22 protein-coding genes are annotated in these 21,077 nt (G+C 59.9%); 21 read left to right on the top strand and 1 reads right to left on the bottom strand.

Going from position 1 to position 21,077, the window contains the following annotated elements; translation table 11 throughout:
* The first annotated feature begins 65 nt into the window (after positions 1-65).
* Positions 66-4,202, top strand: coding sequence for a DNA-directed RNA polymerase subunit beta (gene rpoB, locus MOV63_RS12305; RefSeq protein ID WP_038542126.1), 4,137 nt, complete (start codon positions 66-68; stop codon positions 4,200-4,202).
* A 186-nt stretch (positions 4,203-4,388) separates the two neighbouring features.
* Positions 4,389-8,597 carry a DNA-directed RNA polymerase subunit beta' gene (rpoC, locus tag MOV63_RS12300; RefSeq protein ID WP_247034007.1) on the top strand — a complete coding sequence of 1,403 codons (4,209 nt, stop codon included), beginning with the start codon at positions 4,389-4,391 and terminating at the stop codon, positions 8,595-8,597.
* 221 nt (positions 8,598-8,818) lie between these two features.
* Here rpoC and MOV63_RS12295 read toward each other — a convergent pair whose 3' ends face one another.
* Positions 8,819-9,112 carry a hypothetical protein gene (locus tag MOV63_RS12295; protein ID WP_038549049.1) on the bottom strand — a complete coding sequence of 98 codons (294 nt, stop codon included), beginning with the start codon at positions 9,110-9,112 and terminating at the stop codon, positions 8,819-8,821.
* A gap of 485 nt (positions 9,113-9,597) precedes the next feature.
* Here MOV63_RS12295 and rpsL point away from each other — a divergent pair, with 485 nt between their 5' ends.
* The 19 genes from rpsL to rpsN all read left to right on the top strand — a co-directional run bounded on the left by rpsL (position 9,598) and on the right by rpsN (position 21,069).
* Positions 9,598-9,969 (top strand): 30S ribosomal protein S12, encoded by a 372-nt coding sequence (rpsL, locus tag MOV63_RS12290; RefSeq protein WP_003547537.1) that lies wholly within the window; start codon positions 9,598-9,600, stop codon positions 9,967-9,969.
* A gap of 78 nt (positions 9,970-10,047) precedes the next feature.
* Entirely contained in the window at positions 10,048-10,518 is a 471-nt protein-coding gene (rpsG, locus tag MOV63_RS12285) for a 30S ribosomal protein S7 (protein ID WP_007755828.1), read from the top strand.
* A 33-nt stretch (positions 10,519-10,551) separates the two neighbouring features.
* Complete coding sequence (fusA, locus tag MOV63_RS12280) at positions 10,552-12,651, top strand: elongation factor G (RefSeq protein WP_038542134.1); 2,100 nt, start codon at positions 10,552-10,554, stop codon at positions 12,649-12,651.
* Positions 12,652-12,719: 68 nt separating this feature from the next.
* Positions 12,720-13,895 (top strand): elongation factor Tu, encoded by a 1,176-nt coding sequence (gene tuf / locus MOV63_RS12275; RefSeq protein WP_038542137.1) that lies wholly within the window; start codon positions 12,720-12,722, stop codon positions 13,893-13,895.
* 262 nt (positions 13,896-14,157) lie between these two features.
* Complete coding sequence (gene rpsJ, locus MOV63_RS12270) at positions 14,158-14,466, top strand: 30S ribosomal protein S10 (RefSeq protein ID WP_003547547.1); 309 nt, start codon at positions 14,158-14,160, stop codon at positions 14,464-14,466.
* A 37-nt stretch (positions 14,467-14,503) separates the two neighbouring features.
* Entirely contained in the window at positions 14,504-15,145 is a 642-nt protein-coding gene (gene rplC, locus MOV63_RS12265; protein ID WP_037084734.1) for a 50S ribosomal protein L3, read from the top strand.
* Between the two features lie 13 nt (positions 15,146-15,158).
* Positions 15,159-15,779 carry a 50S ribosomal protein L4 gene (gene rplD / locus MOV63_RS12260; protein WP_037084733.1) on the top strand — a complete coding sequence of 207 codons (621 nt, stop codon included), beginning with the start codon at positions 15,159-15,161 and terminating at the stop codon, positions 15,777-15,779.
* Positions 15,776-16,069 (top strand): 50S ribosomal protein L23, encoded by a 294-nt coding sequence (locus tag MOV63_RS12255; protein WP_007761057.1) that lies wholly within the window; start codon positions 15,776-15,778, stop codon positions 16,067-16,069. The genes rplD and MOV63_RS12255 overlap by 4 nt, the downstream gene beginning before the upstream one ends.
* A gap of 11 nt (positions 16,070-16,080) precedes the next feature.
* Positions 16,081-16,917, top strand: a complete 837-nt coding sequence (gene rplB / locus MOV63_RS12250; RefSeq protein WP_046636975.1) for a 50S ribosomal protein L2 — start codon at positions 16,081-16,083, stop codon at positions 16,915-16,917.
* Positions 16,918-16,932: 15 nt separating this feature from the next.
* Positions 16,933-17,211 carry a 30S ribosomal protein S19 gene (gene rpsS, locus MOV63_RS12245; protein ID WP_007770151.1) on the top strand — a complete coding sequence of 93 codons (279 nt, stop codon included), beginning with the start codon at positions 16,933-16,935 and terminating at the stop codon, positions 17,209-17,211.
* Positions 17,212-17,213: 2 nt separating this feature from the next.
* The gene (rplV, locus tag MOV63_RS12240) at positions 17,214-17,603 is read left to right on the top strand and encodes a 50S ribosomal protein L22 (RefSeq protein ID WP_247034005.1); all 390 of its coding nucleotides are present in this window, start codon (positions 17,214-17,216) and stop codon (positions 17,601-17,603) included.
* Positions 17,603-18,343, top strand: a complete 741-nt coding sequence (rpsC, locus tag MOV63_RS12235; protein ID WP_007770147.1) for a 30S ribosomal protein S3 — start codon at positions 17,603-17,605, stop codon at positions 18,341-18,343. The genes rplV and rpsC overlap by 1 nt, the downstream gene beginning before the upstream one ends.
* Before the next feature lie 38 nt (positions 18,344-18,381).
* A complete protein-coding gene (gene rplP, locus MOV63_RS12230; protein ID WP_007770145.1) occupies positions 18,382-18,795 on the top strand; it encodes a 50S ribosomal protein L16 in 414 nt (137 codons plus the stop codon).
* Positions 18,796-18,807: 12 nt separating this feature from the next.
* The gene (gene rpmC / locus MOV63_RS12225) at positions 18,808-19,008 is read left to right on the top strand and encodes a 50S ribosomal protein L29 (protein ID WP_007770142.1); all 201 of its coding nucleotides are present in this window, start codon (positions 18,808-18,810) and stop codon (positions 19,006-19,008) included.
* A gap of 11 nt (positions 19,009-19,019) precedes the next feature.
* Positions 19,020-19,256, top strand: coding sequence for a 30S ribosomal protein S17 (gene rpsQ, locus MOV63_RS12220; protein WP_037084728.1), 237 nt, complete (start codon positions 19,020-19,022; stop codon positions 19,254-19,256).
* Between the two features lie 234 nt (positions 19,257-19,490).
* The gene (gene rplN / locus MOV63_RS12215) at positions 19,491-19,859 is read left to right on the top strand and encodes a 50S ribosomal protein L14 (RefSeq protein ID WP_007770138.1); all 369 of its coding nucleotides are present in this window, start codon (positions 19,491-19,493) and stop codon (positions 19,857-19,859) included.
* Positions 19,860-19,871: 12 nt separating this feature from the next.
* The gene (rplX, locus tag MOV63_RS12210; protein ID WP_038542152.1) at positions 19,872-20,180 is read left to right on the top strand and encodes a 50S ribosomal protein L24; all 309 of its coding nucleotides are present in this window, start codon (positions 19,872-19,874) and stop codon (positions 20,178-20,180) included.
* Positions 20,173-20,730: a 50S ribosomal protein L5 gene (rplE, locus tag MOV63_RS12205; RefSeq protein WP_038542155.1), complete on the top strand. Its 558-nt coding sequence runs from the start codon at positions 20,173-20,175 to the stop codon at positions 20,728-20,730. Before rplX ends, rplE begins: the two co-directional genes overlap by 8 nt.
* Before the next feature lie 33 nt (positions 20,731-20,763).
* Positions 20,764-21,069 (top strand): 30S ribosomal protein S14, encoded by a 306-nt coding sequence (gene rpsN / locus MOV63_RS12200; protein WP_007770129.1) that lies wholly within the window; start codon positions 20,764-20,766, stop codon positions 21,067-21,069.
* The last annotated feature ends 8 nt before the right edge of the window (positions 21,070-21,077 follow it).

Here is a 21,077-nt window from a genome sequence, read left to right as displayed (position 1 = left end):
ACGGGATCGACTGGCCAGCGAACCCCGTCCGTTGCAGGCCCGGATGCAAGTTTGAAGGAGCGACGATGGCTCAGACCCTTTCTTTTAATGGTCGCAGGCGCGTACGCAAGTTTTTTGGAAAAATCCCCGAAGTCACTGAGATGCCGAACCTCATCGAGGTTCAGAAGGCATCCTATGACCAGTTCCTGATGGTCGATGAACCGAAGGGCGGTCGTCCGGACGAAGGTCTGAACGCCGTCTTCCGGTCGGTCTTCCCGATCACCGATTTTTCCGGCGCCTCCATGCTCGAATTCGTATCCTACGAATTCGAACTGCCGAAGTTCGACGTGGAAGAATGCCGTCAGCGCGATCTGACCTATGCAGCGCCGCTTAAGGTGACACTGCGTCTCATCGTGTTCGATATCGACGAGGATACGGGCGCAAAGTCGATCAAGGACATCAAGGAGCAGTCGGTCTACATGGGCGACATGCCGCTCATGACCGATAACGGTACGTTCATCGTGAACGGCACCGAGCGCGTGATCGTGTCCCAGATGCACCGTTCGCCGGGCGTCTTCTTTGACCACGACAAGGGCAAGAGCCATTCTTCCGGCAAGCTGCTCTTCGCTGCCCGCGTCATCCCGTATCGCGGTTCCTGGCTCGACATCGAATTCGACGCCAAGGATATCGTCTACGCCCGCATCGACCGCCGCCGTAAGATCCCAGTGACCTCGCTGCTGATGGCGCTTGGCATGGACGGCGAAGAAATCCTGTCGACCTTCTATACGAAGTCGTCCTATCAGCGCGACGGCGATGGCTGGCGGATTCCGTTCCAGCCGGAAACCCTGAAGGGTGCCAAGACCCTTTCCGACATGATCGACGCCGATACCGGCGAAGTGGTTGTCGAATCCGGCAAGAAGCTCACGCCGCGCCTTCTCCGTCAGCTGACGGACAAGGGCCTGAAGGCGTTGAAGGCAACCAATGACGACATCTACGGCAACTATCTTGCCGAAGACATCGTCAACGCGGCAACCGGCGAGATCTACCTCGAAGCCGGCGACGAGATCGACGAAAAGACCCTGCCGGTCATCCTCAATGCAGGTTTCGACGAAGTTCCGGTTCTCGGCATCGACCATATCAATGTCGGCGCCTACATCCGCAACACGCTGTCGGCCGACAAGAACGAGAACCGTCAGGACGCTCTGTTCGACATCTACCGCGTCATGCGTCCGGGTGAACCGCCGACCATGGAATCGGCCGAAGCCATGTTCAACTCGCTGTTCTTCGATTCGGAGCGTTACGACCTCTCCGCTGTCGGCCGCGTCAAGATGAACATGCGCCTCGACCTCGAAGTCGCCGACACCGTCCGTACGCTGCGCAAGGACGACATTCTGGCCGTAGTCCGGATGCTGGTCGAACTGCGCGACGGCAAGGGCGAAATCGACGACATCGACAACCTCGGCAACCGCCGCGTCCGTTCTGTCGGCGAACTGATGGAAAATCAGTATCGCCTTGGCCTGCTCCGCATGGAGCGCGCCATCAAGGAACGCATGTCGTCGATCGAGATCGATACCGTCATGCCGCAGGACCTGATCAACGCGAAGCCGGCAGCCGCCGCGGTTCGCGAATTCTTCGGCTCCTCGCAGCTGTCGCAGTTCATGGACCAGGTGAACCCGCTTTCGGAAATCACCCACAAGCGCCGTCTTTCGGCACTTGGTCCGGGTGGTCTGACCCGCGAGCGCGCCGGCTTCGAAGTCCGCGACGTTCACCCGACCCATTACGGCCGTATTTGCCCGATCGAAACGCCGGAAGGCCCGAACATCGGTCTGATCAACTCGCTTGCAACTTTTGCCCGCGTCAACAAGTACGGCTTCATCGAAAGCCCGTACCGCAAGATCATCGACGGTGTGGTGACGAAGGAAGTGCTTTACCTCTCCGCTATGGAAGAGGCGAAGTATTACGTCGCACAGGCGAACGCCGAACTGGATAAGAACGGCTCTTTCGTGGAAGAGTTCGTCGTCTGCCGTCATGCCGGCGAAGTCATGCTGTCCCCGCGCGACACCATCAACCTGATGGACGTCTCGCCGAAGCAGCTCGTTTCGGTCGCGGCAGCTCTGATCCCGTTCCTGGAAAACGACGACGCCAACCGCGCTCTCATGGGCTCGAACATGCAGCGTCAGGCCGTGCCGCTGGTACGTGCTGAAGCTCCGTTCGTCGGCACCGGCATGGAACCGGTCGTCGCTCGCGACTCCGGCGCAGCCATCGCTGCCCGCCGTGGCGGCGTGGTCGACCAGGTCGACGCGACGCGTATCGTTATCCGCGCCACCGAAGACCTCGATCCGTCGAAGTCGGGCGTCGATATCTATCGTCTGCAGAAGTTCCAGCGTTCGAACCAGAACACCTGCGTCAACCAGCGTCCGCTGGTCGCCGTCGGCGACATCCTGAACAAGGGCGACATCATTGCCGACGGTCCGTCGACGGACCTTGGTGACTTGGCGCTCGGCCGCAACGCGCTCGTCGCGTTCATGCCCTGGAACGGCTACAACTACGAAGACTCGATCCTGCTCTCCGAGCGCATCGTGTCGGACGACGTGTTCACCTCCATTCACATAGAAGAATTCGAAGTGATGGCGCGTGACACCAAGCTTGGTCCGGAAGAAATCACCCGCGACATTCCGAACGTTTCGGAAGAAGCGCTGAAGAACCTCGACGAAGCCGGCATCGTCTACATCGGCGCCGAAGTCCAGCCGGGCGACATCCTCGTCGGCAAGATCACTCCGAAGGGCGAAAGCCCGATGACGCCGGAAGAAAAGCTTCTGCGCGCCATCTTCGGTGAAAAGGCCTCCGACGTTCGCGACACCTCCATGCGCATGCCCCCGGGCACGTTCGGCACGGTCGTCGAAGTCCGCGTCTTCAACCGTCACGGTGTGGAGAAGGACGAACGCGCCATGGCGATCGAGCGTGAGGAAATCGAACGCCTCGCCAAGGACCGCGACGACGAACAGGCAATTCTCGACCGCAACGTCTATGGCCGTCTGACGGATATGCTGCGCGGCCAGATGTCGGTTGCCGGTCCGAAGGGCTTCAAGAAGGGCATCGAGCTCACCAACGCCGTCATCTCCGAATATCCCCGCTCGCAGTGGTGGATGTTCGCAGTCGAGGACGAAAAGGTGCAGGGCGAAGTCGAAGCGCTCCGCGGCCAGTACGACGAATCCAAGTCGCGCCTTGAACAGCGCTTCATGGACAAGGTCGAAAAGGTCCAGCGCGGCGACGAAATGCCTCCGGGCGTCATGAAGATGGTCAAGGTCTTCGTCGCTGTGAAGCGCAAGATCCAGCCGGGCGACAAGATGGCTGGCCGTCACGGCAACAAGGGCGTCGTGTCGCGCATCGTACCGGTCGAGGACATGCCGTTCCTCGAAGACGGCACGCATGTCGACATCGTTCTGAACCCGCTCGGCGTGCCTTCGCGCATGAACGTCGGTCAGATCCTCGAGACGCACCTGGCGTGGGCTTGCGCCGGCATGGGCAAGCGTATCGGCGCGATGCTTGAAGAGTACCGCAAGTCGAACGATATCACCGACTTGAAGAAAGAGCTGACGGAAGCCTATCAGAGTGAGGCAAACGCTGAAGTTGCCAGCTTCGACGACGACTCTCTCGTTCGTCTGGCCGAGCAGTCCAAGCGTGGTCTGTCGATCGCAACGCCGGTCTTCGACGGTGCGCATGAGCCGGACGTCGCAGCGATGCTGACCAAGGCGGGCCTCGATCCGTCCGGTCAGTCGGTCCTCTATGACGGCCGTACCGGTGAGCAGTTCGACCGCAAGGTGACTGTCGGCTACATGTACATGATCAAGCTGAACCACCTCGTGGACGACAAGATCCACGCGCGTTCGATCGGTCCGTACTCGCTGGTCACCCAGCAGCCGCTCGGTGGCAAGGCGCAGTTCGGCGGCCAGCGCTTCGGCGAAATGGAAGTCTGGGCGCTCGAAGCCTATGGCGCCGCCTACACGCTGCAGGAAATGCTGACCGTGAAGTCGGACGACGTGGCCGGCCGTACCAAGGTCTACGAAGCGATCGTTCGCGGTGACGACACGTTCGAGGCAGGCATTCCGGAGAGCTTCAACGTTCTCGTCAAGGAAATGCGCTCTCTCGGCCTGTCCGTCGAGCTCGAGAACTCGAAGATCGACGAGGCGAATGCCGGTCAGTTGCCCGACGCAGCCGAATAAAACGACAAGCCGGCGCGCGCCAGGAATGGGCGCGTGCCACTCCCACCTCCGGTATCCGCCGGAAGGACAGGGGATTTTTGCCGCATTTCGCGGCTAATACTGTTTTAGAGCATCGGGCGGTCCCTCCCGGGAATTCGGACCGTTTCGATCGCCAGCCGAGGGCTTCCGCCCCTAAAGGAGATAGGCATGAACCAAGAGGTCATGAATCTTTTCAATCCGCAGGTGCCTGCACAGCACTTCGATTCGATCCGTATCTCGATCGCGTCTCCGGAGAAGATTCTCTCCTGGTCCTACGGCGAGATCAAAAAGCCGGAGACCATCAACTACCGTACCTTCAAGCCTGAGCGCGACGGCCTTTTCTGCGCGCGCATCTTCGGGCCGATCAAGGACTATGAGTGCCTGTGCGGCAAGTACAAGCGCATGAAGTACAAGGGCATCATCTGCGAAAAGTGCGGCGTCGAAGTCACGCTGTCGCGCGTTCGCCGTGAGCGCATGGGCCATATCGAGCTCGCCGCTCCCGTCGCCCATATCTGGTTCCTGAAGTCGCTTCCGTCGCGCATCTCGACCCTTCTCGACATGACGCTGAAGGATGTCGAGCGCGTTCTGTATTTCGAGAACTACATCGTCACTGAGCCGGGCCTCACCTCGCTCAAGGAAAACCAGCTTCTTTCCGAAGAAGAATACATGATCGCCGTCGACGAGTTCGGCGAAGATCAGTTCACGGCGATGATCGGCGCCGAGGCCATCTACGAGATGCTCGCCTCGATGAATCTCGAAAAGATCGCCGGCGACCTGCGTTCGGAACTTGCCGACACCACGTCGGACCTGAAGCAGAAGAAGCTGATGAAGCGCCTGAAGATCGTCGAGAACTTCATGGAATCGGGCAACCGTCCGGAATGGATGATCATGAAGGTCGTCCCGGTCATCCCGCCGGACCTGCGCCCGCTGGTTCCGCTCGATGGCGGCCGCTTTGCGACCTCGGACCTCAACGATCTCTATCGTCGCGTCATCAACCGTAACAACCGTCTGAAGCGCCTGATCGAACTGCGCGCTCCGGGCATCATCATCCGCAACGAAAAGCGCATGCTGCAGGAATCTGTGGACGCGCTGTTCGACAACGGCCGTCGTGGCCGCGTCATCACCGGCGCCAACAAGCGTCCGCTGAAGTCGCTGTCCGACATGCTCAAGGGCAAGCAGGGCCGCTTCCGCCAGAACCTTCTCGGCAAGCGCGTCGACTATTCCGGCCGTTCTGTCATCGTGACCGGTCCGGAACTGAAGCTGCACCAGTGCGGCCTGCCGAAGAAGATGGCGCTCGAACTGTTCAAGCCGTTCATCTACGCCCGCCTCGACGCCAAGGGTTACTCCTCGACCGTCAAGCAGGCCAAGAAGCTGGTTGAAAAGGAAAAGCCGGAAGTCTGGGATATCCTCGACGAGGTCATCCGCGAGCATCCGGTCCTCCTGAACCGCGCACCGACGCTGCACCGCCTGGGCATCCAGGCCTTCGAACCGATCCTGGTCGAAGGCAAGGCGATCCAGCTGCATCCGCTCGTCTGCACGGCCTTCAACGCCGACTTCGACGGTGACCAGATGGCCGTTCACGTGCCGCTGTCGCTCGAAGCTCAGCTCGAAGCCCGCGTGCTGATGATGTCGACGAACAACATCCTGCACCCTGCAAACGGCGCACCGATCATCGTTCCGTCGCAGGACATGGTTCTCGGCCTCTACTATCTGGCGATCATGAACCAGAACGAGCCGGGCGAAGGCATGGCCTTCTCCGACATGGGCGAACTGCACCACGCTCTGGAAAACAAGGTCGTTACCCTGCATGCCAAGATCCGCGGTCGCTTCAAGACCCTGGATGCCGACGGCAAGCTGGTCTCGAAGATCTATGAAACGACCCCCGGCCGCATGATCATCGGCGAACTTCTGCCGAAGAACGTCAACGTGCCGTTCGAGACCTGCAACCAGGAAATGACCAAGAAGAACATCTCCAAGATGATCGACACGGTCTACCGTCACTGCGGCCAGAAGGACACGGTGATCTTCTGCGACCGCATCATGCAGCTCGGCTTCACGCACGCCTGCAAGGCCGGCATTTCGTTCGGCAAGGATGACATGATCATCCCGGAAACCAAGGCGAAGATCGTTGGTGATACCGAGACCCTGGTGAAGGAATACGAGCAGCAGTACAACGACGGCCTGATCACTCAGGGCGAAAAGTACAACAAGGTCGTCGACGCCTGGGGCAAGGCTACCGAAAAGGTTGCGGAAGACATGATGGCCCGCATTAAGGCTGTCGAGTTCGATCCGGAAACCGGTCGCCAGAAGCAGATGAACGCCATCTACATGATGTCCCACTCGGGTGCCCGTGGTTCTCCGAACCAGATGCGCCAGTTGGGCGGCATGCGCGGCCTGATGGCCAAGCCCTCGGGCGAAATCATCGAAACGCCGATCATCTCGAACTTCAAGGAAGGCCTGACCGTTAACGAGTACTTCAACTCGACCCACGGTGCCCGTAAGGGTCTCGCAGACACCGCCTTGAAGACCGCGAACTCCGGCTACCTGACCCGTCGTCTCGTCGACGTGGCGCAGGACTGCATCGTCAACCTGGTCGATTGCGGCACCGAGAGCGGCCTCACCATGACGGCGATCGTTGACGCCGGTCAGGTCGTGGCTTCCATCGGCGCTCGTGTTCTTGGCCGTACCGCACTCGACGACATCGATCATCCGGTCACGGGTGCCCGCATCGTCGATGCCGGCAAGATGATCCTCGAGCCGGATGTCATCGAGATCGAAAAGGCTGGTATCCAGTCGATCCGCATCCGTTCTGCACTGACCTGCGAAGTTCAGACAGGCGTCTGCTCGGTCTGCTACGGCCGAGATCTGGCCCGTGGTACTCCGGTCAACATGGGCGAAGCCGTCGGCGTCATCGCGGCTCAGTCGATCGGCGAGCCGGGAACCCAGCTCACCATGCGTACCTTCCACTTGGGTGGTACGGCAAACGTGGTCGACCAGTCGTTCCTGGAAGCGTCGTACGAAGGCACGATCCAGATCAAGAACCGCAACATGCTGCGGAACTCCGAAGGCGTTCTCGTCGCGATGGGCCGCAACATGGCGGTCACCATCCTTGACGAGCGCGGCGTCGAGCGTTCCTCGCAGCGCGTCGCCTACGGTTCGAAGCTGTTCGTGGATGATGGCGACAAGGTTCGTCGCGGTCAGCGTCTGGCAGAGTGGGACCCCTACACACGTCCGATGATGACGGAAGTGGAAGGTACGGTTCAGTTCGAAGACGTGGTCGACTCGATCTCGGTTTCGGAATCGACCGACGAATCCACCGGCATCACCAAGCGTCAGGTCATCGACTGGCGTTCGACGCCACGCGGCATCGACCTGAAGCCGGCGATCGTCATCAAGGACGCTTCGGGCACAATCATGAAACTGGCCCGCGGTGGCGAAGCCCGCTTCAACCTGTCGGTCGACGCCATCCTGTCGGTCGAGCCGGGTCAGAAGGTCAGCCAGGGCGACGTTCTCGCCCGCGTTCCGCTGGAAAGCGCCAAGACCAAGGACATCACCGGTGGTCTGCCGCGTGTTGCCGAGCTCTTCGAAGCCCGTCGTCCGAAGGATCACGCCATCATCGCTGAGATCGATGGTACGATCCGCCTCGGCCGCGACTACAAGAACAAGCGTCGCGTCATGATCGAGCCGGCGGAAGACGGTGTCGAGCCGGTCGAATACCTGATCCCGAAGGGCAAGCCCTTCCATCTTCAGGAAGGCGACTACATCGAAAAGGGCGACTACATCCTCGACGGCAATCCGGCGCCGCACGACATCCTGGCGATCAAGGGCGTGGAAGCACTTGCTTCCTACCTCGTCAACGAAATCCAGGAAGTCTATCGTCTGCAGGGCGTTGTCATCAACGACAAGCACATCGAGGTGATTGTCCGTCAGATGCTGCAGAAGGTCGAGATCACCGATGCCGGCGACAGCCAGTACATCGTCGGTGACAATGTCGACCGGATCGAACTGGACGAAGTCAACGAGCGTCTCGCCGAAGAAGGCAAGAAGCCCGCTTACGGCGAACCGGTTCTGCTCGGCATCACCAAGGCGTCGCTGCAGACCCCGTCCTTCATCTCAGCCGCTTCCTTCCAGGAAACGACCAAGGTGCTGACGGAAGCTGCGATCGCCGGCAAGACCGACACGCTGCAGGGCCTCAAGGAAAACGTCATCGTCGGTCGTCTCATCCCGGCCGGTACGGGCGGCACCATGACCCAGATCCGCCGTATCGCCACATCGCGCGACGAACTCATCCTGGAAGAACGCAAGAAGGGTTCGGGCGCTTCGTCCGCCACCCCGATGCTTCAGGACCTGAACACCGAGAACACGCCCGCGGAGTGATCGGTAACGGCCAATTGGAAATCAAAACCGCCCGGAGCGATCCGGGCGGTTTTTTCGTTTCGGGCCAAGGGACAGGGCATCAAAAAAGCCGCCGGAACTGTCCGGCGACTTGGTGCATGCTCTGGCGAAACGTGGACGTGTCGCCACTGGTGAGGGTAAGGAGAGACAACGTCCGCCAGCCGGAGGAGGCGAGGGCAGCCAGGCCTCTTTGGAGATCGGGGCTACTCGAACCGGATGATCGCCACTTCGCCTTCGAGGGCGCCCTGGTAGGCGGAGGCATGCGGCTCCTCGGTCGGTTCGTCGGTCAGGATGCCGATCTGGTCGAGGTCGGCCTCGATGAAGCCTTCTTCGGAGAGCGCGTTGAGCGCTTCGCGGACGGCGGAATCGTCGTCCGGCGCGCGCAGCATGATATGCAGCTCGATGCCCTCGGCACCCTTCTTTTCGTAGCCCTTGCCGATGATGATGAAGACCATCGGCCCGTCGAGGTTGTTGTCATTGTCGGGTGTGGCGATCATGGTCATCTCCGCAAGCGAATCCCTGGTATCGTCCGAAGACGAGGCGGAACGGAAGGTTCCCGCACTCTTTAGTGCGATCGGCGATGATTCCCAAACATTATCCGCGAGGGCATGTCATATTTCACGAAACTTGTCTCGAAACCCTCCATTTGCCCCCGAAACCAAGGGTTTGGGGCAATAATTTAGGATTCGGTCTTGACGGGCAGGGGGGAAAACAGTAAACGCCCCGCATCGGAAGCGATGTGAGGCTTGCCCGTTCGGAACGACTCGTTCCGGAGTACGCCTCAGACACGGTTCCATACGCACGTTGAAGACACGAATGCTGCACGCACGACGCATGAGGAATGCGTCCTCTGCTTTCTGTGGTCCATCCGCGAGAAGCGGATCGGGCCACGTTTTGCGCATGAGGAAATGTGTGTGCCGCCGCCGGAAACGGCATCAGATCGGCCCGAAAGGGTACTGAGAAAAACGTAAGGGATGGTTGAATGCCTACCGTAAACCAGCTGATCCGCAAGCCTCGCCAGGCGAACGTAAAGCGTAACAAGGTTCCTGCTCTGCAGGAAAACCCCCAGAAGCGCGGCGTTTGCACCCGCGTTTACACGACGACCCCGAAGAAGCCGAACTCGGCTCTGCGTAAGGTTGCCAAGATTCGCCTGACCAACGGCTTCGAAGTCATCGGCTACATCCCGGGTGAAGGCCACAACCTGCAGGAACACTCTGTCGTGATGATCCGCGGCGGCCGCGTCAAGGACTTGCCGGGCGTTCGCTACCACATCATTCGCGGCGTTCTCGACACCCAGGGCGTCAAGAACCGCAAGCAGCGCCGTTCCAAGTACGGTGCGAAGCGTCCGAAGTAATTCGGAATTCTGATTATCCGGCGCTGCGCGAGGTTCTCCGCGTGGTAAAGCGCCCGTAACAATTGAGAGACGAGAAGTATGTCCCGACGCCATAGTGCAGAGAAGCGTGAGATCAATCCGGACCCGAAGTTCGGCGATCTGGTCGTCACGAAGTTCATGAATGCGATCATGCTCCACGGCAAGAAGTCCGTAGCTGAAAACATCGTTTACGGCGCGTTCGACGTCGTGCAGGGCAAGGCCAAGGCCGACCCGCTGGGTATCTTCCATTCGGCGCTCGACAATGTCGCGCCGCATGTCGAAGTTCGTTCGCGCCGCGTTGGTGGTGCGACCTACCAGGTTCCTGTCGACGTTCGTCCCGAGCGCCGTCAGGCTCTCGCGATCCGTTGGGTGATCGCTGCTGCCCGCAAGCGCAACGAAACGACGATGGTCGATCGCCTTTCAGGTGAACTCATGGATGCCGCAAACAATCGTGGCAGCGCCGTCAAGAAGCGTGAAGACACGCACAAGATGGCCGACGCCAACCGCGCATTCTCGCATTACCGTTGGTAATCTTCACTCGATCGAATTTCGAAAGGCAGTCCTATGGCTCGCGAATATAAAATCGAAGACTACCGCAATTTCGGTATCATGGCGCATATCGACGCCGGCAAGACCACGACCACCGAGCGTATCCTTTATTACACCGGCAAGTCGCACAAGATCGGTGAAGTTCACGACGGCGCAGCCACGATGGACTGGATGGAGCAGGAGCAGGAGCGTGGCATCACGATCACCTCTGCTGCGACCACGACCTTCTGGAAGGGCCGTGACGGCAAGATGCGCCGCTTCAACATCATCGACACCCCCGGCCACGTCGACTTCACCATCGAAGTCGAACGTTCGCTGCGCGTGCTCGACGGTGCTGTCGCTCTCCTCGACGCCAATGCCGGCGTTGAGCCGCAGACGGAAACCGTCTGGCGTCAGGCCGACAAGTACAAGGTTCCGCGCCTGATCTTCTGCAACAAGATGGACAAGACTGGCGCCGATTTCTATCGCTCGGTCGAGATGATCAAGACGCGCCTCGGCGCGACTGCGGTTGTCTGCCAGTTGCCGATCGGTGCTGAAACCGAATTCAAGGGCATCGTCGACCTGATCGAGATGAACGCTCTCGTCTGGCGCGATGAATCGCTCGGCGCCCAGTGGGACGTCGTCGAAATCCCGGAAGACCTGAAGGCTCGTGCCGAAGAATTCCGCGAAAAGATGATCGAGACGGTTGTCGACATCGACGAAGAAGCCATGGAAAACTATCTGAACGGCGTCATGCCGGACAACGATAAGATCCGTGCGCTCATCCGTCGCGGCACGATCGACGTCAAGTTCTTCCCGATGTTCTGCGGTTCTGCCTTCAAGAACAAGGGCGTTCAGCCGCTCCTCGACGCGGTTGTCGAATTCCTGCCGTCGCCGGCAGACATTCCGGCCATCAAGGGCATCGACGTCAAGACCGAAGCCGAAATCGAACGTCATCCCGATGACACCGAGCCGCTTTCGATGCTGGCGTTCAAGATCATGAACGACCCCTTCGTCGGTTCGCTGACCTTCTGCCGTATCTATTCGGGCAAGCTCGAAAAGGGCGCTGCTCTGTTGAACACGGTCAAGGAAAAGCGCGAGCGCGTCGGCCGCATGCTGCAGATGCACTCGAACTCCCGTGAAGACATCGAAGAAGCCTTCGCCGGCGACATCGTCGCTCTCGCAGGCCTGAAGGAAACCACCACGGGCGACACGCTCTGCGATCCGCTGAAGCCGGTCATCCTCGAGCGCATGGAATTCCCCGAGCCGGTCATCCAGATCGCCATCGAGCCGAAGTCCAAGGGCGACCAGGAAAAGATGGGCCTCGCGCTCAACCGCCTGGCTGCCGAAGACCCGTCCTTCCGCGTCAAGACCGACGAAGAGTCCGGCCAGACGATCATCGCCGGCATGGGCGAACTTCACCTCGACATCCTCGTCGACCGCATGCGTCGCGAGTTCAAGGTCGAAGCCACCGTCGGTGCTCCGCAGGTTGCTTACCGCGAAACCATCACGCGCAAGCACGAAGAAGATTACACGCACAAGAAGCAGTCCGGTGGTACCGGCCAGTTCGCGCGCGTCAAGATCGTCTTCGAACCGAACCCGGACGGCGACGACTTCAAGTTCGAGTCCAAGATCGTCGGCGGTTCTGTTCCGAAGGAATACATCCCGGGCGTCCAGAAGGGCATCGAAAGCGTTCTGTCTTCCGGTCCGCTGGCTGGCTTCCCGATGCTGGGCGTCAAGGCGACGCTCATCGACGGTGCCTACCATGACGTCGACTCCTCGGTTCTGGCATTCGAAATCGCGTCTCGCGCCTGCTTCCGTGAAGCAGCCAAGAAGGCCGGTGCTCAGCTCCTCGAGCCGATGATGAAGGTCGAAGTCGTCACTCCGGAAGATTACGTCGGTGACGTTATCGGCGACCTGAACTCCCGTCGTGGCCAGATCCAGGGCCAGGAATCGCGCGGCATCGCCGTCGTGATCAACGCCCATGTGCCGCTCGCGAACATGTTCAAGTACGTCGACAACCTGCGCTCCATGTCTCAGGGCCGCGCGCAGTATTCGATGACCTTCGATCACTACGCACCGGTTCCGACCAATGTCGCAAACGAAATCCAGGCCAAGTACTCCGGTCAGAAGTGACCGGGGTAACCCCGCCCAATCAAATTAGAGAATAACCCCTGACGGGGATAAGAACGGAGAAGCCGGAAATGGCAAAGAGCAAGTTTGAGCGCAACAAGCCGCACGTCAACATTGGCACGATCGGTCACGTTGACCATGGCAAGACGTCGCTGACGGCCGCGATCACGAAGTACTTCGGCGAGTACAAGGCCTATGACCAGATCGACGCGGCTCCTGAAGAAAAGGCACGCGGCATCACCATTTCGACGGCGCACGTCGAATATGAGACGCCGGCCCGCCACTATGCCCACGTCGACTGCCCCGGCCACGCCGACTATGTGAAGAACATGATCACCGGTGCTGCGCAGATGGACGGCGCGATCCTGGTTTGCTCGGCTGCCGACGGCCCGATGCCGCAGACCCGCGAGCACATCCTGCTCGCCCGCCAGGTTGGCGTTCCGGCAATCGTGGTGTTCCTGAACAAGGTCGACCAGGTCGACGACGCCGAGCTTCTCGAGCTCGTCGAGCTGGAAGTGCGCGAACTTCTGTCGTCCTACGACTTCCCGGGCGACGATATTCCGATCATCAAGGGTTCGGCACTGGCTGCTCTTGAAGATTCGGACAAGAAGATCGGCGAAGATTCGATCCGCGAGCTGATGGCCGCTGTCGACGCCTACATCCCGACGCCTGAGCGTCCGATCAACCTGCCGTTCCTGCTGCCGATCGAAGACGTGTTTTCGATCTCGGGCCGTGGTACGGTCGTGACCGGCCGCGTCGAGCGTGGCATCGTCAAGGTTGGCGAAGAAGTCGAGATCGTCGGCATCCGCGCCACCACCAAGACGACGGTGACCGGCGTTGAAATGTTCCGCAAGCTGCTCGACCAGGGCCAGGCCGGTGACAACATCGGCGCGCTGATCCGTGGCGTCCAGCGTGACGGCGTCGAGCGTGGCCAGATCCTGTGCAAGCCGGGTTCGGTCAAGCCGCACACGGTGTTCATGGCTGAAGCCTATATCCTGACGAAAGAAGAAGGCGGCCGTCATACCCCGTTCTTCACCAACTACCGTCCGCAGTTCTACTTCCGCACGACGGACGTGACGGGCATCGTCGAACTTCCGGAAGGCACGGAAATGGTCATGCCGGGCGACAACGTGACCGTTAAGGTGACGCTGATCAACCCGATCGCGATGGAAGAAAAGCTGCGCTTCGCCATCCGCGAAGGCGGCCGCACCGTCGGCGCCGGCATCGTCGCTTCGATCGTTGAGTAAGTTTTAACGCAGGCGGCCTTGGCCGCTTGCGTATGACACAAAAATGTAGCAAATGGCGCGCGAGCGTGATTTGCCCTCTGCTTCGGGTTCGAGGCAGGCAATGAACAGACAAGGTGGGCCGAAGGCCCGAAGACTGGAAAGGGACGCCGTATTTCGGTGTCCCCTTCGATCTTTGAAACCGGTGGTCCGCCTTAAGGTAAGAGAACAACCCGTGCCCTATTGGGTTGGCACGTGGATAAACAGACAACAAGGATAACGTCGAATGAACGGCCAAAATATCCGCATTCGCCTGAAGGCGTTCGATCACCGCATTCTCGACGCGTCGACGCGCGAGATCGTGTCGACGGCGAAGCGCACCGGCGCAAGCGTCCGGGGCCCCGTTCCGCTTCCGACCCGCATCGAGAAGTTTACGGTTAACAGGTCCCCCCACATCGACAAGAAGAGCCGCGAGCAGTTCGAGATGCGCACGCATAAGCGCCTTCTCGATATCGTTGACCCGACACCGCAGACGGTGGACGCGCTGATGAAGCTCGACCTCGCCGCTGGTGTCGATGTTGAGATCAAGCTCTGAGACTTCTGTCTCGGGCTGAGTGAGAAGGATTGAACCGATGCGTTCAGGTGTAATTGCACAGAAGGTGGGAATGACGCGCGTCTACAACGACGCAGGCGAGCATGTCCCTGTAACCGTATTGCGGTTGGAAAACTGCCAGGTCGTGGCTCAGCGCACCGTAGACAAGAACGGCTACACTGCCGTTCAGCTGGGTGCCGGTACTGCCAAGGTAAAGAACACGACCAAGGCGCTGCGCGGCCATTTCGCCGTTGCCGAAGTCGAGCCGAAGGCGAAGCTCGTCGAGTTTCGCGTTTCCGAAGACAATCTGATCGACGTCGGCACCGAGCTGACGGCGGGTCACTTCACGGCGGGTCAGCTGGTGGACGTCACCGGTACCTCGATCGGTAAGGGTTTCGCCGGCGCCATGAAGCGCCATAACTTCGGTGGTCTCCGCGCCACGCACGGTGTGTCCGTTTCGCACCGTTCGCATGGTTCGACTGGTAACAACCAGGATCCGGGCAAGGTCTGGAAGGGCAAGCGCATGGCTGGTCACATGGGCCAGACGCGTATCACCACCCAGAACCTCGAAGTCGTTTCCACCGACGAGAACCGTGGCCTGATCCTCGTCAAGGGTGCCGTTCCCGGCTCCAAGGGCGCTTGGATCGTCGTTCGCGATGCCGTCAAGTCGGCCGCGAAGTAAGGGAGCCAAGCACATGGAATTTAACGTCAAGACCCTCGAGGGAAAAGACGCCGGCAAGGTAGCCCTGTCGGACGAGATTTTCGGCCTCGATCCCCGCGAAGACATTCTGGCCCGTATGGTTCGTTGGCAGCTCGCCAAGAAGCAGCAGGGCACGCACAAGACCAAGGGTCGTGCTGAAGTCTCCCGCACCGGTGCCAAGATGTACAAGCAGAAGGGTACGGGCCGCGCTCGTCACCATTCGGCTCGCGCTCCGCAGTTCCGCGGCGGCGGCAAGGCTCACGGCCCGGTCGTTCGCAGCCACGAGCATGACCTTCCGAAGAAGGTTCGCGCGCTGGCTCTCCGTCACGCCCTCTCTGCAAAGATGAAGGCTGAAGACATCATCATCGTCGACAACCTGGTTGCCGCCGAAGCAAAGACCAAGGCGCTTGCCGGTTCGTTCGCTTCGCTCGGCCTCACCAACGTGTTGTTCATCGGCGGCGTTGAGCTCGACAGCAATTTCAAGCTCGCAGCCCAGAACATCCCGAACGTCGATGTTCTGCCGGTTCAGGGCATCAATGTTTACGACATCCTGCGTCGCGGCAAGCTGGTGCTTTCCAAGGCCGCGGTGGAAGCTCTAGAGGAGCGTTTCAAGTGACCGACATCCGCCACTATGATGTGATCGTATCTCCCTCGATCACCGAAAAGTCGACGCTGGTATCCGAACAGAACCAGGTCGTCTTCAACGTTGCCAAGACTGCTTCCAAGCCGGAAATCAAGGCTGCCGTAGAGGCGCTTTTCGGTGTGAAGGTCACGGCCGTCAACACGCTTGTCCGTAAGGGCAAGGTGAAGCGGTTCCGCGGCTTCATCGGCAAGCAGAAGGACGTCAAGAAGGCTGTCGTCACCCTGGCCGAAGGTCAGACGATCGACGTCTCCACCGGTCTCTGAGGTATAAGATAATGGCATTGAAAAGCTACAACCCGACGACCCCGAGCCAGCGTCAGCTGGTCATCGTCGACCGGTCCGGCCTCTGGAAGGGTAAGCCCGTCAAGAAGCTCACCGAGGGTCTCTCCAAGAGCGGCGGTCGCAACAACTACGGCCGCATCACCGCCCGCTTCATCGGCGGCGGTCACAAGCGTACCTATCGCCTGGTCGACTTCAAGCGTCGCAAGTTCGACGTCGAAGGCACGGTCGAGCGTCTGGAATACGACCCGAACCGCACGGCCTTCATCGCTCTCGTCACCTATACCGACGGTGAGCAGGCCTACATCCTGGCTCCGCAGCGTCTTGCTGCCGGCGACAAGGTGATCGCGTCCGAAAAGGCCGTCGACGTAAAGCCCGGCAACACCATGCCGCTGCAGTACATCCCGGTCGGCTCGATCGTTCACAACGTCGAGATGAAGCCGGGCAAGGGTGGCCAGATGGCTCGTTCCGCCGGCACCTACGTTCAGCTCGTCGGCCGCGATGCCGGTATGGCGATCCTGCGCCTGAACTCCGGCGAACAGCGCCTCGTACCGGGCTCCTGCCTGGCTTCGATCGGTGCTGTATCCAACCCGGATCACGGCAACATCAACGACGGCAAGGCCGGTCGTACCGTCTGGCGCGGCAAGCGTCCGCATAACCGCGGCGTCGTCATGAACCCGGTCGACCATCCGCACGGCGGTGGTGAAGGCCGCACCTCGGGCGGCCGTCATCCGGTCAGCCCCTGGGGCAAGCCGACCAAGGGCAAGCGCACACGTTCGAACAAGTCCACGGACAAGTTCATCATGCGTTCGCGCCACCAGCGCAAGAAGTAAGAGAGGAAGTCACTAATGGCTCGTTCAGTATGGAAAGGTCCGTTTGTTGACGGCTATCTTCTCAAGAAGGCTGAGAAGGTGCGCGAAGGCGGACGGAGTGAAGTAATCAAGATGTGGACCCGCAGGTCCACCATCCTGCCGCAGTTCGTTGGCTTGACGTTCGGCGTCTACAACGGCAGCAAGCACATTCCGGTCAGCGTCAACGAAGACATGGTCGGACACAAGTTCGGTGAATTCGCTCCCACCCGTACCTATTACGGTCACGGCGCGGACAAGAAGGCGAAGAGGAAGTAATCATGGCGAAGGCTAAGACCGAACGCCGGCTGAAGGATAACGAGGCGCAGGCAGTTGCGCGTACGCTCCGCGTCAGCCCCCAGAAGCTGAACCTCGTTGCCGCCATGATCCGCGGCAAGAAGGTCGAACGCGCGCTTGCAGAACTCGAATTCTCGCGCAAGCGCATCGCCGGCACGGTGAGGAAGACCCTCGAGTCTGCAATCGCCAATGCCGAAAACAACCATGACCTCGACGTCGACGCGCTGATCGTTTCGGAAGCCTATGTAGGCAAGTCGATCGTGATGAAGCGTTTCCACGCTCGCGGCCGCGGCCGTGCATCGCGGATTGAGAAGCCTTTCTCGCATCTGACGATCGTCGTGCGCGAAGTCGAGGAAAAAGGGGAGGCTGCATAATGGGCCAGAAAATTAATCCGATCGGTTTCCGCCTCGGCATTAACCGCACCTGGGACAGCCGTTGGTTCGCCGACAACGCGGAATACGGTCAGCTCCTCCATGAGGACCTGAAGATCCGCGCCTACCTGATGTCGGAGCTGAAGCAGGCCGGTATCGCCAAGGTGGTCATCGAGCGTCCGCACAAGAAGTGCCGCGTCACGATCCACTCGGCTCGCCCGGGCCTGATCATCGGCAAGAAGGGCGCTGACATCGAGAAGCTTCGCAAGAAGATCGCGACGATGACCAATTCGGAAACGCATCTCAACATCGTTGAAGTGCGCAAGCCGGAAATCGACTCGACGCTCGTCGCCCAGTCGATCGCCCAGCAGCTCGAGCGCCGCGTGGCTTTCCGCCGTGCGATGAAGCGTGCCGTTCAGTCGGCCATGCGTCTCGGCGCCGAAGGCATCAAGATCACCTGCGCCGGCCGTCTCGGTGGTGCAGAAATCGCCCGTACCGAATGGTACCGCGAAGGTCGCGTTCCGCTTCATACGCTGCGTGCAGACATCGACTACGGTACGGCTGAAGCCGAAACCGCATTCGGTATCTGCGGCATCAAGGTCTGGATCTTCAAGGGCGAAATCCTTGAGCACGATCCGATGGCTTCTGAACGTCGCGCCATGGAAGGCGATGCACAGGGTCCCGCAAGCCGCGAACGCGGCGATCGTGGTGACCGTGGTGATCGCCGCCGCGAAAACGCTTGATCAACGCTGGCGAAAGATAAGCTCGGAGAAGTAAGAAAATGTTGCAGCCAAAGCGTACCAAGTACCGCAAGCAGTTCAAGGGTCGCATCAAGGGTGTGGCCAAGGGCGGCTTCGACCTGGCCTTCGGTGAATTTGGTCTGAAGTCCCAGGAACCCAACCGCGTCAACGCCCGCGAGATCGAAGCGGCCCGCCGCGCGATCACCCGCGCGATGAAGCGCGCCGGCCGTGTCTGGATCCGCGTGTTCCCGGACGTTCCGGTCACCGCAAAGCCGACCGAAGTCCGCATGGGTAAGGGTAAGGGCGGCGTCGAATACTGGGCCTGCAAGGTCAAGCCCGGCCGCATGATGTTCGAGATCGACGGTGTTTCCGAGGAGCTCGCCCGCGAGGCGCTTCGTCTCGGTGCTGCCAAGCTCTCGGTCAAGACGCGCTTCGTACAGCGCATCGCAGAGTAAGGAGCAAGGCACATGAAAGCCGAAGACGTTCGCGGCCTCACGGCCGACCAGCTCAAGGACAAGCTCGCCGACCTGAAGAAGGAGCAGTTCAACCTGCGCTTCCAGAAGGCCACCGGCCAGCTCGAGAAGTCCTCGCGCATCACCGAAGTTCGCAAGGACATCGCCCGCGTGAAAACCATTGCCCGCCAGAAGGCGGCAGAAGCCAAGGCCTAAGGAAAAATAATATGCCGAAACGCATTCTGCAGGGCGTCGTAGTTTCCGACAAGAACGAGAAGACCGTTGTTGTCCGGGTCGAGCGCCGCTTCGCGCATCCGCTGCTTCAGAAGACGGTCCGCCGTTCCAAGAAGTACAAGGCGCATGACGAGAACAACCAGTACAAGGTAGGTGATGTCGTTTCCATCGAGGAATGCGCACCGATCTCCAAGGACAAGACCTGGACGGTCGTTTCCGCCCAGGCTTAATTTGCTTCGGACCTGCGTCTGGGCCTTGCGCCCGGCGTAGAATCCTGTAAGAAGCACCCCACTGGCGCAGGACGCTCGGAAACGAGCGTTCTTTTGCTTTGAGCGCAGGGAAGGTCCTTTTAAGGAAACCACCTTGGCAAGACCCACCCGCGCACAATGAGATTCTGTCCATAAGCCGAAACGGGGCGTCTTTGACGCCCGGTCGTTCCGGTCATTAGAAAAAGGCGACCTGACATGATTCAGATGCAAACAAACCTCGACGTGGCGGATAATTCCGGCGCACGTCGTGTCATGTGCATCAAGGTGCTGGGCGGCTCCAAGCGCAAGTACGCTTCCATCGGCGACATCATTGTCGTTTCGATCAAGGAAGCCATCCCGCGCGGCCGCGTCAAGAAGGGTGACGTGATGAAGGCGGTTGTTGTGCGTACCGCCAAGGACATCCGTCGTCCGGACGGCAGCGTCATCCGCTTCGACAACAACGCAGCGGTCCTCATCGACAACAAGAAAGAGCCGATCGGCACCCGTATCTTCGGACCGGTTCCGCGCGAACTTCGCGCCAAGAACCACATGAAGATCATCTCGCTGGCTCCGGAAGTACTGTAAGGAGCTCATGCGATGAACAAGATCAAGAAGGGCGACAGCGTCGTCGTACTCGCCGGCAAGGACAAGGGCCGTACCGGCGAAGTCCTTCAGGTTATGCCGAAGGAAGACCGCGCCGTCGTGCGTGGCATCAACATGGTGAAGCGCCACCAGCGTCAGTCTCAGACGCAGGAAGCTGGCATCATCAACAAGGAAGCGTCCATTCACCTGTCGAACATCGCGATCGCCGCGAAAGACGGCAAGCCGACCCGCGTTGGCTTCTCCGTCGTCGACGGCAAGAAGGTGCGTGTAGCCAAGCGTACGGGAGATGTGATCGATGGCTGAGGCAAAGTATGAGCCGCGGCTCAAGGCGGAATACAATTCCCGCATCCGCGCCGCGCTGAAGGAGCAGTTCTCCTTCGCAAACGACATGATGATCCCCAAGCTGGACAAGATCGTCATCAACATGGGTGTTGGCGAAGCGACGGCTGACTCGAAGAAGCCTTCCGTGGCTGCTGCCGACCTGGCTGCCATCGCTGGCCAGAAGCCGGTGATCACCAAGGCACGGAATTCCATCGCGGGCTTCAAGGTTCGCGAATTCATGCCGATCGGTGCCAAGGTCACGCTTCGCGGCGCCCGCATGTACGAATTCCTGGACCGTCTGATCAACATCGCGCTCCCGCGCGTTCGCGACTTTCGCGGCCTGAACCCGAAAAGCTTTGACGGCCGTGGCAACTTCGCCATGGGCATCAAGGAACACATTGTGTTCCCAGAGATCAACTACGACAAGGTTGATCAGATGTGGGGCATGGACATCATCGTTTGCACGACGGCTACCAAGGACGACGAAGCACGGGCTCTCTTGAAAGAGTTCAACTTCCCGTTCCGCCAGTAACCGTAACGACGAGCGTTTAGAAGGAACTCCCATATGGCGAAAACCAGCGCAGTTGAAAAGAACAAGCGCCGCCGCAAGACAGTTGCCAACCAGGCCGCCAAGCGTGCGACCCTGAAGGCTACCATCATGAACCAGGAACTTTCGATCGAAGAACGGTTCAAGGCAACTTTGAAGCTCGCTTCTCTGCCGCGCGATGGCTCGAAGACGCGTATCCGCAACCGTTGCGAAGTCACCGGTCGCCCGCGCGCTTTCTATCGCAAGCTCAGGATGTCGCGTATCGCGCTTCGTGAGCTCGGCAATCTCGGCAAGGTGCCGGGCATCGTCAAGTCGAGCTGGTAAGGAGATCG

The organism is Neorhizobium sp. SHOUNA12A, assembly GCF_023006505.1.
Lineage (GTDB): Bacteria > Pseudomonadota > Alphaproteobacteria > Rhizobiales > Rhizobiaceae > Neorhizobium.
The sequence above is the reverse complement of the archived record's forward strand: the minus strand, read 5'-3'. Positions and strand labels throughout refer to the sequence as shown.